This window comes from Methylomonas albis (assembly GCF_014850955.1).
GTDB classification, from domain to species: Bacteria; Pseudomonadota; Gammaproteobacteria; order Methylococcales; family Methylomonadaceae; genus Methylomonas; species Methylomonas albis.
In genome coordinates this window covers 4,594,454-4,609,410 of the sequence record NZ_JACXSS010000001.1, presented here as the reverse complement: position 1 = coordinate 4,609,410, position 14,957 = coordinate 4,594,454, and the positions used below count along the sequence as shown (strand labels likewise).

Annotated in this window: 16 protein-coding genes; 2 read left to right on the top strand and 14 right to left on the bottom strand. The window is 49.9% G+C overall.

Going from position 1 to position 14,957, the window contains the following annotated elements; translation table 11 throughout:
• Positions 1-235: 235 nt before the first annotated feature.
• From EBA_RS20705 to hisC, 10 genes are all read right to left on the bottom strand, one after another.
• Positions 236-559: an NGG1p interacting factor NIF3 gene (locus EBA_RS20705; protein WP_192376472.1), complete on the bottom strand. Its 324-nt coding sequence runs from the start codon at positions 557-559 to the stop codon at positions 236-238.
• A 48-nt stretch (positions 560-607) separates the two neighbouring features.
• On the bottom strand, positions 608-757 hold the full coding sequence (locus EBA_RS20700) for a hypothetical protein (RefSeq protein ID WP_157200643.1): 150 nt from the start codon (positions 755-757) through the stop codon (positions 608-610).
• 9 nt (positions 758-766) lie between these two features.
• Positions 767-1,396, bottom strand: coding sequence for a transcriptional repressor LexA (lexA, locus tag EBA_RS20695; protein WP_192376471.1), 630 nt, complete (start codon positions 1,394-1,396; stop codon positions 767-769).
• A 240-nt stretch (positions 1,397-1,636) separates the two neighbouring features.
• Positions 1,637-2,299, bottom strand: a complete 663-nt coding sequence (locus EBA_RS20690) for a class I SAM-dependent methyltransferase (RefSeq protein ID WP_192376470.1) — start codon at positions 2,297-2,299, stop codon at positions 1,637-1,639.
• A 140-nt stretch (positions 2,300-2,439) separates the two neighbouring features.
• Positions 2,440-2,793 (bottom strand): hypothetical protein, encoded by a 354-nt coding sequence (locus EBA_RS20685; protein WP_192376469.1) that lies wholly within the window; start codon positions 2,791-2,793, stop codon positions 2,440-2,442.
• A 195-nt stretch (positions 2,794-2,988) separates the two neighbouring features.
• On the bottom strand, positions 2,989-3,543 hold the full coding sequence (locus EBA_RS20680; protein WP_192376468.1) for a winged helix-turn-helix domain-containing protein: 555 nt from the start codon (positions 3,541-3,543) through the stop codon (positions 2,989-2,991).
• A gap of 267 nt (positions 3,544-3,810) precedes the next feature.
• Complete coding sequence (locus tag EBA_RS20675; RefSeq protein WP_192376467.1) at positions 3,811-4,533, bottom strand: cytochrome c1; 723 nt, start codon at positions 4,531-4,533, stop codon at positions 3,811-3,813.
• Positions 4,534-4,536: 3 nt separating this feature from the next.
• Positions 4,537-5,934, bottom strand: coding sequence for a cytochrome b (locus tag EBA_RS20670; RefSeq protein WP_192376466.1), 1,398 nt, complete (start codon positions 5,932-5,934; stop codon positions 4,537-4,539).
• On the bottom strand, positions 5,931-6,530 hold the full coding sequence (petA, locus tag EBA_RS20665; RefSeq protein ID WP_192376465.1) for a ubiquinol-cytochrome c reductase iron-sulfur subunit: 600 nt from the start codon (positions 6,528-6,530) through the stop codon (positions 5,931-5,933). The genes EBA_RS20670 and petA overlap by 4 nt, the downstream gene beginning before the upstream one ends.
• A gap of 145 nt (positions 6,531-6,675) precedes the next feature.
• Positions 6,676-7,758, bottom strand: coding sequence for a histidinol-phosphate transaminase (gene hisC, locus EBA_RS20660; protein WP_192376464.1), 1,083 nt, complete (start codon positions 7,756-7,758; stop codon positions 6,676-6,678).
• A 503-nt stretch (positions 7,759-8,261) separates the two neighbouring features.
• Here hisC and EBA_RS20655 point away from each other — a divergent pair.
• Both EBA_RS20655 and EBA_RS20650 read left to right on the top strand, forming a co-directional pair.
• Positions 8,262-10,466, top strand: a complete 2,205-nt coding sequence (locus EBA_RS20655; protein ID WP_225616382.1) for a glutamine synthetase III family protein — start codon at positions 8,262-8,264, stop codon at positions 10,464-10,466.
• Between the two features lie 918 nt (positions 10,467-11,384).
• A complete protein-coding gene (locus EBA_RS20650) occupies positions 11,385-12,056 on the top strand; it encodes a laminin B domain-containing protein (RefSeq protein ID WP_192376463.1) in 672 nt (223 codons plus the stop codon).
• A gap of 425 nt (positions 12,057-12,481) precedes the next feature.
• Here EBA_RS20650 and EBA_RS20645 read toward each other — a convergent pair whose 3' ends face one another.
• From EBA_RS20645 to EBA_RS20630, 4 genes are all read right to left on the bottom strand, one after another.
• Positions 12,482-13,207 (bottom strand): DUF2971 domain-containing protein, encoded by a 726-nt coding sequence (locus tag EBA_RS20645; RefSeq protein WP_192376462.1) that lies wholly within the window; start codon positions 13,205-13,207, stop codon positions 12,482-12,484.
• 39 nt (positions 13,208-13,246) lie between these two features.
• Positions 13,247-13,813, bottom strand: coding sequence for a hypothetical protein (locus EBA_RS20640; protein ID WP_192376461.1), 567 nt, complete (start codon positions 13,811-13,813; stop codon positions 13,247-13,249).
• 542 nt (positions 13,814-14,355) lie between these two features.
• Positions 14,356-14,649 (bottom strand): type II toxin-antitoxin system RelE/ParE family toxin, encoded by a 294-nt coding sequence (locus EBA_RS20635; RefSeq protein ID WP_192376460.1) that lies wholly within the window; start codon positions 14,647-14,649, stop codon positions 14,356-14,358.
• A 2-nt stretch (positions 14,650-14,651) separates the two neighbouring features.
• The gene (locus tag EBA_RS20630) at positions 14,652-14,930 is read right to left on the bottom strand and encodes a CopG family ribbon-helix-helix protein (RefSeq protein WP_192376459.1); all 279 of its coding nucleotides are present in this window, start codon (positions 14,928-14,930) and stop codon (positions 14,652-14,654) included.
• Between the last annotated feature and the right edge of the window lie 27 nt (positions 14,931-14,957).

Here is a 14,957-nt window from a genome sequence, read left to right as displayed (position 1 = left end):
CCTCGCCGTTAGGGCATTCATGGTTCGACAGGCTCAACAGAACGGTTCTTGTACCCTTGGGTATGACTTTACGGTATTGCCTTGGCGCGGGGATGGTGGGGCTACCAAGGCATAAAAAACGAACGATAAGCTGTTCGACAACCGAGAGGCAAGCGATTGGTGTTTTGCGGGGCGAGCTGGTCGAACCATGAATGGAATCCGCGCGTTCAGAGTTTATCAAGCAGCGCCAAATCGCCTAGGGTAGGTCTGTGACGCCGAGAATCTTATAAACCTCATAAGCCGGCTGCTGATAGGGATGGCAAGCCAGCAGGGTTTGCACTACGGTTTTGATCAACTCGTCGGCGCAGACCATTTCTATCTTATACTCGGCGACCTGCTGAATTTCACCAATGTTGCCCAGATAAGGTTCGCTACCGGCGAGCGGTCGAAATTGGCCTTCGCCTAGCACTTGCCAGGAACAATTGTCGTAATCGCCGATACGCCCGGCACCTTGCTCGAACAAAGCTTGTTTTAACTGTTCGGCATGGCTGACCGGCACGTAAAAACTCAGCTTATACATGGTGTCGGGTGCAGGTTGGCGATGCCAAACAGTTTGTAGAGGCGAACATCAGCCGGTAGCTAATAAAAATACTCCCCACAGCACCACAACCAGCGTAATTTCCTCGATCATGTTGATGGCGGCCTGTCGGTCTGCCCGGCTCAGCATGGCTGTTTGATTGGCTTTTTGATCGCGCATATGAACGGATTGATGAAGCATAATCTCCTCCTAATGGTGGTTGGTATAGCTACGCATTTGTCCGACTAATACCCCTTGTATTTCCACTTGCTCGGGCCGGTAACGCATGGCCTGCATTGAGGAATTGGCGGGAATTAGCAGGGTTTCGTGTGGGTACTGCTCGATAAACTTCAATGTCGCTTCGGCTTTTTCGACCAAGGCGACGACGATTTCGCCGTTACGGGCGTGACTGCGTTGTTCGATGATCACCCAATCGCCGTCGAAAATACCTTCTTCCTGCATCGAATCACCCTTTACTTTCAGCACATAACAAGGGTTTTCGGTTTTTAATTCTTCGGGCACTGCCATATAAGAAATGTTTTCGATCGCCTCTATCGGTCTGCCGGCGGCTATGGTGCCGATAAAAGGCAACATACCGGATGCCGACGTTTTATTGACCAGCGATTTAGCGTGTTCGGTCAGGCGAATACCGCGCTGTTTACGTTCAGGTGCTTCGATCAAATTGGCATCGATCAGCGCCTTGATCTGGCTGTGTAATGAACCGCGCGATTTCAACCCCATCGCCGCGCACAATTCTTCCAGTGTGGGCGGATGGCTGAATTGCTCCTGGTTCTGTAGCAGGAAGTCGAAAATTTCTTGTTGTTTACGGGTGAGTGCCATTGTTGTTCTGTGTTTGTTTTGCAAAAGCATACAATGAAAACAAATATAGAACAAATTAATTTTTCAGGTGCTCAGAAAACTTTATTGCTGGCAGGCTTTCGGGTAATTTGCCATTGATTTGAAAAGTGCGGCAGGCGGCAAGTCGGCGGGAATGCCCTGGCGATTAGGCGAACAAAAATAGTCTCGGATATTGCGTCGACCTTTACTTCAAGCGCTGTGCCGGTGCTTGCCCGAAAAACCTTAGCGCTTTAAGGCCAAGGTCAGGCCGTCGGCTATGGGTAACAGGCTGATAGTGACCCTGGGATCGGCGTGAATTTTTTCATTGAGACGGCGAATTGCCACGGTATCGGCATCCTGGATGCTTGGGTCAGCCACCTGACCATTCCAAAGCACATTGTCTATCACCAGTAGTCCGCCAGTACGCAAAAGCAACAGCGATTGCTCGTAGTAGCCATCGTAATTGGCTTTGTCGGCATCGATAAAGGCCATATCGTAGCTACCCGCTTTACCCTCAGCGATCAGGCTATCCAAGGTTTCCAGGGCGGGTCCCAGTCGCAGGTCTATCTTGTCGGCGACCTTAGCCTGCGCCCAATAACGGCGTGCCACATTGGTAAAGTCTTCGCTGATGTCACAGGCTGTGATCCTGCCTTCCGCAGGTAGCGCCAAAGCCAGACAGGTGGAGCTGTATCCGGTGAAAACCCCGATTTCCAGAATTGTTTTCGCCCCTATCAGTTTAACCAGTAGCGACATGAATTGTCCTTGCTCCGGCGCAATCTGCATCATGCTGTGAGTATGCTGCGCAGTTTCCTCGCGGAGTTGTTTCAACGTCTCCGGCTCTCGCAGTGACGTTGAAAGCATATAGTCGTAGAGTGCGTCGGTTACCAAAATACTTTTTATAGTCATAGCAAGGTTTTACGGGTAGTCCGGTTGGGAGGCGGGCTGGTCAACCGCCGTTAAATGAATGTGGAAGCATGAGTTCGAGCTCAATCGGCATGGTATGACTAGTAGCCATGTTTTCTTTCCAGGCTAACGTCCGGATAGCCTTAGCTGCGCAGATCATTCTCGTCAATATGAAATTTATGCAGCATTCTGTGCGTGACCGGCGACAGCAATATGCCCATGATCGCAATGAATACCAGCCCGCTAAAAAGCGCGTATGCCGCTGCAAATAGCTTCGCTTCGGGACTCGGTAGTGGATTGATCGGTCCCATGCCACCCAAGATCATGGAGGCCTCTAAAATGGAATCGATATAACCGAATCCGGCAACGAAGTGATAGCCCAGGATGCCGATCAGTAGCGCTACACAAATCAGACTCGCCGCCACGAAAACAGACGCCGCTATCCTTTTGGCAAAAACTGATGGCGACGCCAGTCTTTCATGTTTTCTTTCAAACATTGCCGTAACACATACGCGTACACCTTATGAGAGAGCTTGCCCTTGATCGATTTGATGCAATCGAGATCAAGCAAGAAACCGCAAAGCTCAGAGCCATGCCGTTGCATCTCTTACTGTCTGCGAGAAGATAACGATTTGGCAACCCAGCAAGAACGTCGTGACGTTAACGGCGTGGAAAAGCGTTTCTAACGAATGCTATCCCTTCAGCACTATCGTTTCGACTTGGTCTCCCCCTCTTGCAGACAGCGTCACTTTGTCTTCTTGAGCTAACCAGCCAATACTTCGTTGGATGATGTCTTCATCCTCCGCAAGCACGTAGACTAATTTGGCTACCGGTGTTGCGCCGTTTTCGGCCAAATGATGCCAGATGACTCCGGCAGTCAAACCTATTCGCTCATGCATAGACATTACGACCGGCGCCGCTTTTGGTTCGGGTTCCACGATAGGTGCTACTTTTGTCGCTTTTGGCTTTGGACTGGCTTTACTCGGTGCTGCCTTAGCAAGGGGCGCTGCCGGCGCGTTTTCGATGCTATCCTTGGAAACCGGTACTTCAACAGCTGTTTTAGGAGCTTCATGAGCAATAGTCGCTTTAGGTTTTACTTTGGCTTTGGTTTTGCCTGTTGAAGTCGACGCTTTTTGCGGTGCTTTAGCTACAACGGCCTTGGTAACGGGTTTTTTAGTCGCTTTTACCGGCGTAGACTTTTCAGCTGTGGCGACGGGTGTTTCAGAAACTGTCGTAGTTTTTTTCATAATGGCGTCCGGACGGTTAAGGGAGAAGTGTTTTCAGCATGCGAGCGGTACTTTGCTGCGGAGATTTTATTCGGGATTTTAATCGTATTTACAAATCGGCAATTAGCTTCGGATTTAAGCCTAGCATTTTAGAATGCCTGATGTGTCAATTTAATTAAGGCGCAGGATAAGGTTTGCGGTGTCTGAAGTAAACCCATACCCCCATTCATAAAAAAACCGGTATCAGCCAAGCCGATACCGGTTTGATATGACGAGCCTAAGCTGCGATTAGTGTACGTCTTTCCAGTACTCTTTTTTCAACAGGTAGGCGAGTGCGATAAACATCAGGATAAAGAACAGCACGTATTTACCCATTTGTTGTCTTTCCAACTGCACAGGTTCGCCAACATAAACCAGGAAATTGACCAAGTCGTTGACCATTTTGTCGAACTCCTTGGGCGACATTTGGCCGGGTTGCTCCAGTTTCAGGTCGGTGATCACATCGTGGCCGTCGACTTTCTGCACAACGGCGGACTGCGTGCCTTGCAATTGCCAGAACACATTGGGCATACCGACATCAGGAAACACCACATTGTTCACGCCCAAAGGTGATTTTCCGGGCTCGGCATAGAAGCTGCGCAGATAGGTATAGAGCCAGTCGGCGCCACGCGAACGGGCAATCAGCGATAAATCGGGCGGCGTGGTGCCGAACCATTTTTCCGCGTCATGGGCATTCATCGCCGAATGCATCTGATCGTAGATGCCGGCTCCAAAGGGCGCCACCACTTTCAGAACTTCCGCTTCATCCAGCTTCAGATCGATAGCGATACGTTTGTAGCGGATGTGTTTTGCCGAATGACAGCCCAAGCAATAAGTGACGTAATATTTCGCGCCGCGCTCCATCGCCATGGTATCAGTCAAGTCGATATCAGCACTGTCGAGCTTGATGCCGCCGCTGGCGAGCACGTTGAAAGGCAGCAAAAATAAAAGAGTGTAGAGTATCTTTTTCATGGCTTAATCCAGGCTCTTTTTCAGGTTTTTTGCAAAACGAATCAGTACGGCAGATATGCCGGACCAGTTCGGCCTTTTCTTGGCGATAGTACCGCCCAGATTATCGGGAACTTGATGTACCTCAACCACTTCATCGACTAACGCCAGCAGGGCGGGAATTCGATCCTCAAGGCTCGGCTGATCGGTCAAACGATTAGGTACCTGCTTGGTTTTTTCCCAGCGGGTATACAGAGGCATCAACAGGAAAAATCCGAAGTAAACTGCGGTCAATACCCGAGCAACGGTGGTGGCACCTGGTGTAGCAGGCTGAGTTCCCAAATAACCCAAGCCGATAAACGCGACTACAAACAATGCCACAGCTTTTTTGAACATACCGCCGCGGTAACGGATGGATTTGACCGGGCTACGATCCAGCCAGGGCAACATGAACAGCACCACGATCGCGCCGCCCATCGCAATCACGCCGGCGAACTTATCCGGTACCGCGCGCAAAATGGCGTAGAAAGGGGTGAAATACCAAACCGGGGCAATATGTTCCGGGGTTTTCAATGGATCAGCCGGTATGAAGTTGGCGTGCTCCAGGAAATAGCCGCCTAATTCCGGCATATAGAAAATCACCGTGGCGAAGAAGAACATGAATACGCCGACGCCGACAATATCCTTGACGGTGTAGTAGGGATGGAAGGGAATGCCATCGACCGGATGTCCCCAGGGGTCTTTTGATTGCTTTATTTCTACGCCGTCGGGGTTGTTGGAGCCCACTTCGTGCAAGGCAACGATATGCAGGAACACCAGGATCAGCAATACCAGAGGCACGGCGATGACGTGAAACGCGAAGAAGCGGTTCAAGGTGGCGTCGGACACTACATAGTCACCACGCACCCACAGCGACAGCTCGTCGCCAATCACCGGAATCGCGCTGAACAGCGAGATGATGACCTGGGCGCCCCAGTAAGACATCTGCCCCCAAGGCAGCAAATAACCCATAAAGGCTTCGGCCATAAGGCAGACGAAGATCAACATGCCGAAGATCCAGATCAGTTCGCGCGGTTGCTTGAACGAGCCGTAAATCAGGCCGCGGAACATGTGCAGATAAACGACGATAAAGAAAGCCGAGGCGCCGGTGGAATGCATGTAGCGCACCAGCCAACCCCAGTTGACGTCGCGCATGATGTATTCGACCGAATCGAAAGCCAGCTTGGCGTCGGGCTTGTAGTTCATGGTCAGCAGAATGCCGGTGATGAACTGATTAACTAGCACCAACAGCGCCAGAGAGCCGAAAAAATACCAGATGTTAAAGTTTTTGGGCGCGTAGTAATGCGCCATGTGTTCATTCCACAAATCGGAGAGTGGAAAACGCTCCAGCAGCCATTCGCTGCATTGATTCATTTTTTGCTTCATGCTGGGTTTGCCTCGCTTTCTTCGCCAACGACAATCAGATTGTCTGTTTCATATCGATACGGCGGTATCTCAAGATTGGTAGGGGCGGGGACGCCGCGATACACACGACCGGCCAGATCGAACCAGGAGCCGTGGCATGGGCAAAAGAAACCGCCTTTCCAATCCGGGCCCAAATCGTTAGGGGCAATTTCCGGGCGAAACGTGGGCGAGCAGCCTAAGTGCGTGCACAGGCCGACTGCGACAAAAATTTCCGGTTTTATAGAACGCAGCGGATTTTTGCTGTTATCCGGCTGCATGGATTCGTTGGACACCGGATCTGCCAGTTTGCTGTCCAGTGTGGCCAGCGTCGATAGCACCTCCGGCGTTCGATTCAATACCCACACCGGCTTGCCGCGCCAAGCGACTCTGATCAACTGGCCGGGTTCCATCTTGCTGATATCGACATCGACGGGGGCACCCGCTGCCATGGCTTTGGCACTGGGCTGCATTTGCGAGAGGAAGGGTACGGCCAAATAGCCGGCACCCACTGCACCAACCACGGACAGCGCCGAGGTCAGAAACTGGCGTTTGGAATGATCGACGCCTTCGTGGTTCATAAGTAACACTCCTGATGATGTGATGTATATCGCGATACACCAATTATTATAGTTTCAGGCAAATATACCCTACTGTCCTTGATAATTGAAATTGTTCTTGCGACAGCGCAATTCAAGGCTTGCAGGCAATTGCCGATACTGCGGTTTAGCACTTTAATGCCTGTGTCAGCGCATTTAGAAAGGCTTGATTTTCTTCCGGTTTCCCGATGGTAACGCGCAGGCAATTATCTAATAGCCCGCCTTGCGGTGATAGATTCTTGATCAACACGCCTTGCGCTTTCAACGAGACAAACACGTCGTCGGCGGTTCGGTTAAGCGTGCGGAACAAAATGAAGTTGGCCGCGCTGGGATAAGCTTGAACGTCCGGCATGTTCTGCAAAGCCTGGAAAAGCAAAGCGCGTTCCTCGCGCAGCGTTTGGGTTTGCTCTAACAGAAACGCGCCGTTATCCAGAGCAAAGCCGACCGTGACTTGGGTCAGACTATTGATATTGTAAGGTAAACGGACTTTATGCAATTGCTCCACTATGGCCGGTTCGCCGGCCAGGAAACCCAAACGCAAACCCGCCAAACCCAACTTGGAGACGGTGCGCATCACCAGCAAATTTGGGTAGTGGCTTAGCTCGCTGATAAAGCTGGCGTCGGCAAACGGCGCATACGCTTCGTCAACGACGACCAAACCCGGCGCGATGGCGAGTATTTCCTTGATGGCTTCGGCATCAAACAAGTTGCCGGTGGGGTTGTTGGGGTAGGCGATAAAAATCAGGGCAGGTCGCGATTCGGCAATGGCTGCGCGCATGGCAGGCATGTCCAGCGCAAAACTGTCTGCCAACAAGGGTACACCTTGGTAGCGCAGGCCTAAGCTTTGCGCCACTTGTTTGTACATCACAAAACCGGGTTCCGGAGCCAGCACGGCGGCATCCGCCGTTAAAGCCATCAACAAAATCTGAATAATCTCATCGGAACCGTTGCCGAGAATTAAGGCCGATTGCTCCGGAATGCCGTTCGCCCGGCGCAATGCGGCAGCCAGTGTTTTGGCTTCCGGGTCAGGGTAGCGGTTAATCGGGCAGGTCTTCAGCGATTCCAACCAGCGTTCTTGAATATCTTCGGGCCAACTGTAAGGATTTTCCATGGCATCGAGTTTGATGAAGTTGCTGGCATCGGCGACATGGTAGGCCGACATGGACAAGACTTCGGAGCGGAACAACGTTTCGAGCGGTTGGGTTGGCATGTGGTCAAACTCTGCGGAATTGGAACAAGCGGCATTGAACATGCCCTAGCAAATTGGGGCGGCCGCGGGGGCAAAAAGTGGGCGGATTTTAACAAAGCGGAGGGCGTGCATAACCTTGAAAACCAGCCTCTTGCGTCCCCGTTGACGCGAATCGCCTGCGACAGTGCGGACGATACGGCGCGGGGATGATAACACTGCTTGTGGGAGGTGGCAAAAGGGATTAGGGGTCGGTTGACTAGCGGGATTAAAAATCTTCCCGTTGCGGTGTTTGCGAACAACGATATGTCGGCATGCCTTTGATGGCGCAGCTCCTATCATGGATAGGCCGCGCACTAAGTTTGTGCTGCAAGCTCAATATAGTGCACTAATAAAACTCAGAGCCTTACTCTTCGCTTGCCGTCAGCTGCTTCGTAACCCTGCATAAGCTCCCATAATCCTTGGATTTAAGCCAATGCCGCTATTAATCAAGCTTACTGGATTGATTATTGCTGTTGGTTTTACGAATGACATCAAACTTAAACCAAGGCCAAGCTATGACTGGAAATACCGTGCGCGTGCAAGCTGTTCAAACCATTACTAATCGCCAACCCATGCCGACCAAAATGCCGGCATCGCTGGGGAGTTTATGGGCTAGCGATGTCTTTACCTTGAATAAGATGAAAGAATGCTTGCCGAAAGAGATTTTCAAATCCTTAAAGAAAACCATCGAAGCCAGCGCCGAGCTGGACGTTTCAATTGCCGATGTGGTGGCATTGGCGATGAAAGACTGGGCACTGTCCAAGGGCGCGCTGTATTACGCTCACGTTTTTTATCCGTTGACCAATGCCACCGCCGAGAAACACGACGGTTTTATTTCCGTACAAAGCGATGGCTCGGTCATCTCCGAATTTAGCGGCAAGGTGTTGGTGCAAGGCGAACCGGACGGTTCATCGTTCCCGAATGGCGGCATTCGGTCCACCTTCGAAGCGCGTGGTTACACCGCTTGGGACGTGACCAGCCCGGCTTACATCATGACCACCGATAACGGTGCGACGCTGTGTATTCCTACCGTGTTTATTTCCTGGACCGGCGAAGCCCTGGATAAGAAAACCCCTTTATTGCGCGCGAATGCGGCTATGAATAAAGCCGCGCAGCGCGTCCTGTCCTTGCTTGGCCACACCGATATTGCCCCGGTAAACTCCAGTTGCGGGGCCGAGCAAGAATATTTTCTGGTCGATGCGAATTTTGTCGCTAATCGCCCGGATTTACTGTTGGCGGGCCGTACGCTTTTCGGCGCGTCGGCAGCCAAAGGTCAGCAGTTTGATGATCATTATTTCGGCGCGATACCCGAACGCGTCCAGGTCTATATGCAGGATGTGGAAGAGCAACTATATCGCTTAGGTATTCCGGCCAAGACCCGCCACAACGAAGTCGCGCCAGGGCAATTTGAGATTGCACCGTTTTTTGAATCTGCGAACGTTGCCACCGACCATCAACAGTTGTTGATGACGGTCTTAAAAAACACCGCCAAAAAACACGGTCTGGTTTGTCTGTTGCATGAAAAACCCTTCAAAGGCATTAACGGCTCAGGCAAGCATGTGAACTGGTCGGTTGGCAATGCCACGCAGGGTAATTTGCTCGATCCCGGCCATACGCCGCATTCCAACACCCAGTTCCTGCTGTTTTGCGGCGCAGTGATTCGCGGCGTACACAAATACGGCCCGCTGTTGCGTGCGGCGATTGCTACAGCCAGTAACGATCATAGATTGGGCGCGAATGAAGCCCCGCCGGCGATTATGTCGGTGTACTTGGGCTCGCAGTTGGATAATGTGTTCGAGCAAATCAGCAATGGCGAGGTCACCGGCTCCTTAAACGCCGGGGTGATGGATTTGGGTATCAACACCCTGCCAGTGTTCAGTAAAGACGCCGGGGATAGAAACCGCACCTCGCCGTTTGCCTTTACCGGCAACCGCTTTGAATTCCGCGCCGTGGGCTCCGGCCAATCGGTCGCCGGGCCGTTGGTCACCATGAATACCATGCTGGCGGATTCGCTAAACTGGGTGGCCGATAGCCTGGAAAGCCAATTGGCCACGGGCCTTGACCTGGATACCGCCATTCTGAAAACCTTGAAAGAATTGATCGATGCCCACGGCGCGGTGGTATTCGGCGGTAATGGCTATTCTGCAGAATGGCACAAAATGGCGGTTGAAGAACGCGGCTTACGCAATCTAAAAACCGCTGCCGATGCCTTGCCGGTGTTGAAAGAACCGGAGGTGCAAGCGTTGTTCGAAACCCTGGGCGTATTGTCGCCTGTCGAACTCGCCAGCCGCTTTGAAATCTACGCAGAACAATATGTTTTGGCTATAGAAGTGGAAGCCAAATTGGTGATTAGCATGGCCAAAACCGGTATTTATCCGGCCGCCGTGAAATACTTGGCCGAGCTTGCCGCCACTCTAAGTTCGCTGAAAAGCCATGGTGTCGAGCTGGGCAACGAGCGTCTAGTGTTAATTGCCGGGCTGTTAACCTCAATGGCAGCGACTAGCGATAAGCTCAGCACCGCTCTTGCCAAACATGATTTTGCAACGATTGAAGAGCACATGCAGTTCTGCGCTAAAACCATCCGGCCGTTAATGGATGAGGTGAGGCAATATGCCGACGGCTTGGAAGGGGAGATTTCCGACGAATTGTGGCCGTACCCTACTTATCAGGAAATGTTGTTTATCAAATGACGGCTAACCCTAGTCATAGATTGGATGATGGTGATTTGAGCTAGAGCGTTGCAGAAACGTTGTCCATCGATCCAGTTCGGCACCTGATCGATGGACAAAATAACTCCAGTGTTTCACTTCCGAGCTTGGCGAATGGTGTTCTGAACCGGAATGGCCGAGAAAATAACTCGGCTGACGGTGTTCTGAGTGAGAACGTTGGAGAAATTTTCTACAGCGTTCGAGTTCGGCGCTTGAGCGTTGGACAAAATAACACCATTGTTTCACTTCCGAGCTTGGCGAATGGTGTTCCTAACCGGAATGGTTGAGAAAATAACTCGGCTGATGGTGTTCTGAAGTCGATCAATGGACAAAATAACTACAATAGTTGGGTTCTGAGCCATTCGTGTCGCTATCGCGATGGAATGCTTTTAAGTCGGTTCGTGAGTTGACCGCTACGATGCTGTCGCCCTAAAGATTGGGCGTTACGGCCTTCTTGGGCACAGAGTTTTAACGTAATTATTACTGCTGATTGGGGGCTCTCTGCCTCAATCAGCTCCCGAGTAAACTCCCAATCATCAAAAGTTTTCGGTTTGCCTCTAGAACAAATTCCATTGTTTTCAGACGCGGCTACACTTATCCACGTTTTGCTGGGAAAACGCTAACGCCGCCGCTTAACCGTTCAATAGTTGACAGGCGAGTTTCCTCCTGAGGTAAAGCTACATCGTCATGCCACCCATGTCGCACGCCAGGAGAATATATGGCAAGCTACACCAGACTGACCCACCGCTATTGGTTGCGCGGGGTGCGGCTAACAGCGGAGCAGCATCGATAAAGGCCTGTTGATTCCGAGAGCGGTGCCGGAGATCAGGACACATAGAAAATAACCGGCCGCGTTTCCAAACGCAAAACTTGCTTTTTTCAATCCTGGGAGAACCCACAATGAACAGAATCCATTTCCCCATTTCGTTTGCCATTGCATTGCTAGTTTCGCAACCGGCACAGGCCAGTGTCAGCAGCTCGTTCGATGTTGACAGCGAGAATTGGCAAGTGGTCAGCTTTGCCGATTTCAGCCAGAACAACTATTCGATTGTCGGTCAATATCAACCTAGTTATGTGTCTGGTGGCGGCAATCCTGGCAATTATCTCGCCGCCAGCGATCCAGACTCCGGCGATTTTACCTTCTCCGCTCCAGCGGCTTTTCTGGGCTCGCAGGTTGGAGCTACCGGACTTTCCTACGATTTGACGTATCGCGATGGCGATGTCAATTGGCAAACCACCGACGTCATGTTAGTCGGCAATGGCCAGCGCTTGCTCTGGAAACGCGACCCGAACATCGTGCCGAATAGTAGCTGGACCCATATCAGCCTGAACTTAACGCCCTCCTCGGAATGGCGGCTGGGCACTACAGACGGGGTATTCGCCAGCCAAAATGATTTTCACAGCGTCTTGTCAGACTTGAGCGGACTTTACATTCACGGCGAATACACCAATGGCATCATGGAAACCGCCGGCCTGGATAATGTAGTTCTGCAAACGGTGCCGTTACCGGGAGCGTTTTGGTTATTTGGTGTAGGGGTTGCGGGATTTTGCTCGTTCAGTCGCCGGGTGTAATGCGTTGAATCGTTGAGTGATTGTGTCGCTGGCGCGACGGGTTGTTTTGGAGTCGGGTCTCGGCCCGACAGCCGAGTAACTTTTCTTTGTTTGGCCAAAGAAAAGTCACCAAAAGAAAAGCCACCCGGATGCCGCTTTGGTCCTGCGCTCCGAAGGTTTTGGCGAGGGTTTTCGGAAGGGCTATCCTTAGCCCTCCGAAAACGAGCGGCCTCCCTGCCGCTCCCCTATCGGGCTGTTCTCGCCAAAACCTCCGGTGCTCGGCGCGGCATACGGGATACTCTTCAATGCGCCAAATGAATGAAGGCCGACATGCGGCGCAATACGGCTACGCCTATTGACGCCCTACGAATTGCGACTTACGGCCTTGGATGAAATCAAAGACTTGTTGAGAAAAAAATAAGTAAAAACCTATTTAAGCAGGTTTTTTAAAGCTTTACCGCTTTAAACCCCATAGCACTATCATCATGCTGCATTTGATAGAAAGAAGTACAACCACAATAATCAGATGCTATTTTTTTAATAAAATCAATGTCTGATTTTGGAGTTCGTAACCCAAAACAAATTTCATGTATTGAACTTGGATTAATAGGAAATGTTCCAGACGAATATTTAAGCAATCTAAACTCTGACTCATATCCCCATTCACTACTTTTATTAAATAAAAAAATATAAAGTAGAGCTTGTGTAATCTTTACAGGATCAAAGTTACTACTAAACACCCCTGAAATATCGGGTGCTGCACAATACTTGACCATTCCTTTGGCAAGTAACTCGGCATTAGTAAAGCAATCCCCTGAAAAACTATATGTTACACATAACCCTCGATGTTCATCAGCATAATGAGACCACATAAGCGGTTGTTTTTTAGTGAGTTCGCTACACATGGACACTGAAAACACACCAATATTCTCGAATTGGGACTTCCAGTTTTCACCAAAACTTTTATTCTCTAAAAAAGATAGTAAAAAATCCTTCTGCCTTTGATCCTTTTCCCCAAGTACCGCACTATAAATAATTTTATTGACATCCATTCTGCAATCAAACGGGTCATTCAATTGATCTGGATTGGCGAAATAAATACTTGGGTTGACCATTGATTCAATAAGATATTTATTGATCGCCCTGAACTTTAGACAGTAAGCGTCTGACATAATATTAGCATCCCTACCTTATCAGAATTTGTTTATGAATTATTCGGCTGAAACTTGCTCGACAGTCATAGTTTTAAGATTAAACAGACACTTTGTAGTTACTTTGACTTTACCACCAAACATATTGCCATATTTCGAGTCGTTATCTTGAATCAATATTTCACCAGTTTTAATATCAGAATCATTTTCGTAGAACGTTCCAAATGCCAGCCAGTTCCAATCGATTTCGAATTTGCTGTTTTTTTCAGCAGCTCGCTTACAAGCTGTTTTCATCGCACTATTTACGGAGGTGTTCAAATTAACAATGTCAGCATTACTTTTGCACTTACGCCAATCTTGGCTACACGATTGATTGTAAATTTGTTCTTCAGTAAGAGCAGAGGTTTCTGATGTAGCTTGGTTTGATGTTCGATCAGGTGTTCCGAAAAATCCTAACAGGATCGATACTGCCACAGCACCCCAAACTATCAAACCACAAATCTTACCCAACCAGCCAACTTTCTGGGGCCGTTTGGTTGGGTTCGTTTCTCCGCAATTTGGACAAACAGTTGCGCTACTCGAAATTTCTTTTTTACAAAGATTACAGGGGACTAATTTGGACGCCATATACAAATACAAATACAAATGCAGAAATGAATCAGGATAAAGGGCCGTAGGATGCTGAACGGAAGTGAAGTGCATCGTTCGCGATAGATGCGCCTCCTCGCGTCGGCACGTCCTACATTATAGGGTGGTATTTTTCATATTGGCGTTTTGCCGAATTACGGGTTGGTTTTTCTCCCGTTATTCCGCCCCGAGCATCGGAGCTTTTGGCGAGACAAATCGGCAGGATTGCCGATTTGCATGCGTAGCACCCGAAGGGCGAGATACATGGATGTATCGAGTGATTAGCCCGATAGGGGAGTGGCAGGGATGCCGCTCGTTTTCGGTGGGCTATGGATAGCCCTTCCGAAAACCCTCGGCAAAAGCGACAAATTCGTCTGGAGCGAGTTTGAACAGCCGATAGGCTGGCCCGAAGGGCGAAAACCAGGGATGGTTTTCGTAGCGAAAGTATCGCGGTCGTCGGTCCGCGAACCGACATTAAATTAAACCGTCGCGACAGCGACACAATTTAGAATCCCTAATTCCTATCCCTGAGGGAGACTTGATTAATGGTTAGTCCACGATTCCGGCTTGTTCTTCGCGTTATGAAATACGCGAAGAATTCGGATTTCGTTGTTCACGATCATATACGGCAATGAGTACGGCAAGCCGGGAATGTGCCATTCCATTACTTCATCATCTTCAGTTTTATGGCCTAAGTGGGGCTGCTCAGTCAATAGCAATAACGAGCTCTTAATTCTCGCAGCCACTTTTTTTGCCGCGGCTGGACTTTCTTGATGGAGGTATTGCCGAATTTTGTTCAAATCATCTTTAGCCGACGGAAGTAAAACAAACTTCATGGCTATTTCGGCGCAACATCAGGTTCCGGTGCATCTTTTTCGTCATCGGTTCCCCACGAGTCCAACCAATTCAAAGTGGTATCTTGGGAAACAAAAATACCGCTTTCTGCTTCAACTTTGGCTGACTGTATCGCTTTCAACTTCCATTCATTGCGGTTTATATATTCCGCAATGGCTTTGGCAACAATTTGAGATTGCGAACGATGCGTTAACTGACTAATCGTTGCAAGGCTTTGTTTTAGCTCATCCGGCAGTCGAATAGAAAATGGCGTGCTTGGCATGATGGCTCTCTCCTCTGTAGCGAATTA

Coding starts and splice junctions, on each gene's coding strand:
- EBA_RS20685 (WP_192376469.1), bottom strand. CDS start 2,793: ATGTTTGAAAGAAAACATGAAAGACTGGCGTCGCCATCAGTTTTTGCC.
- lexA (WP_192376471.1), bottom strand. CDS start 1,396: ATGGCACTCACCCGTAAACAACAAGAAATTTTCGACTTCCTGCTACAG.
- EBA_RS20650 (WP_192376463.1), top strand. CDS start 11,385: ATGAACAGAATCCATTTCCCCATTTCGTTTGCCATTGCATTGCTAGTT.
- EBA_RS20630 (WP_192376459.1), bottom strand. CDS start 14,930: ATGCCAAGCACGCCATTTTCTATTCGACTGCCGGATGAGCTAAAACAA.
- EBA_RS20690 (WP_192376470.1), bottom strand. CDS start 2,299: ATGACTATAAAAAGTATTTTGGTAACCGACGCACTCTACGACTATATG.
- EBA_RS20705 (WP_192376472.1), bottom strand. CDS start 559: ATGTATAAGCTGAGTTTTTACGTGCCGGTCAGCCATGCCGAACAGTTA.
- EBA_RS20675 (WP_192376467.1), bottom strand. CDS start 4,533: ATGAAAAAGATACTCTACACTCTTTTATTTTTGCTGCCTTTCAACGTG.
- EBA_RS20700 (WP_157200643.1), bottom strand. CDS start 757: ATGCTTCATCAATCCGTTCATATGCGCGATCAAAAAGCCAATCAAACA.
- EBA_RS20645 (WP_192376462.1), bottom strand. CDS start 13,207: ATGTCAGACGCTTACTGTCTAAAGTTCAGGGCGATCAATAAATATCTT.
- EBA_RS20670 (WP_192376466.1), bottom strand. CDS start 5,934: ATGAAGCAAAAAATGAATCAATGCAGCGAATGGCTGCTGGAGCGTTTT.
- EBA_RS20635 (WP_192376460.1), bottom strand. CDS start 14,649: ATGAAGTTTGTTTTACTTCCGTCGGCTAAAGATGATTTGAACAAAATT.
- EBA_RS20655 (WP_225616382.1), top strand. CDS start 8,262: ATGACATCAAACTTAAACCAAGGCCAAGCTATGACTGGAAATACCGTG.
- EBA_RS20680 (WP_192376468.1), bottom strand. CDS start 3,543: ATGAAAAAAACTACGACAGTTTCTGAAACACCCGTCGCCACAGCTGAA.
- hisC (WP_192376464.1), bottom strand. CDS start 7,758: ATGCCAACCCAACCGCTCGAAACGTTGTTCCGCTCCGAAGTCTTGTCC.
- petA (WP_192376465.1), bottom strand. CDS start 6,530: ATGAACCACGAAGGCGTCGATCATTCCAAACGCCAGTTTCTGACCTCG.
- EBA_RS20640 (WP_192376461.1), bottom strand. CDS start 13,813: ATGGCGTCCAAATTAGTCCCCTGTAATCTTTGTAAAAAAGAAATTTCG.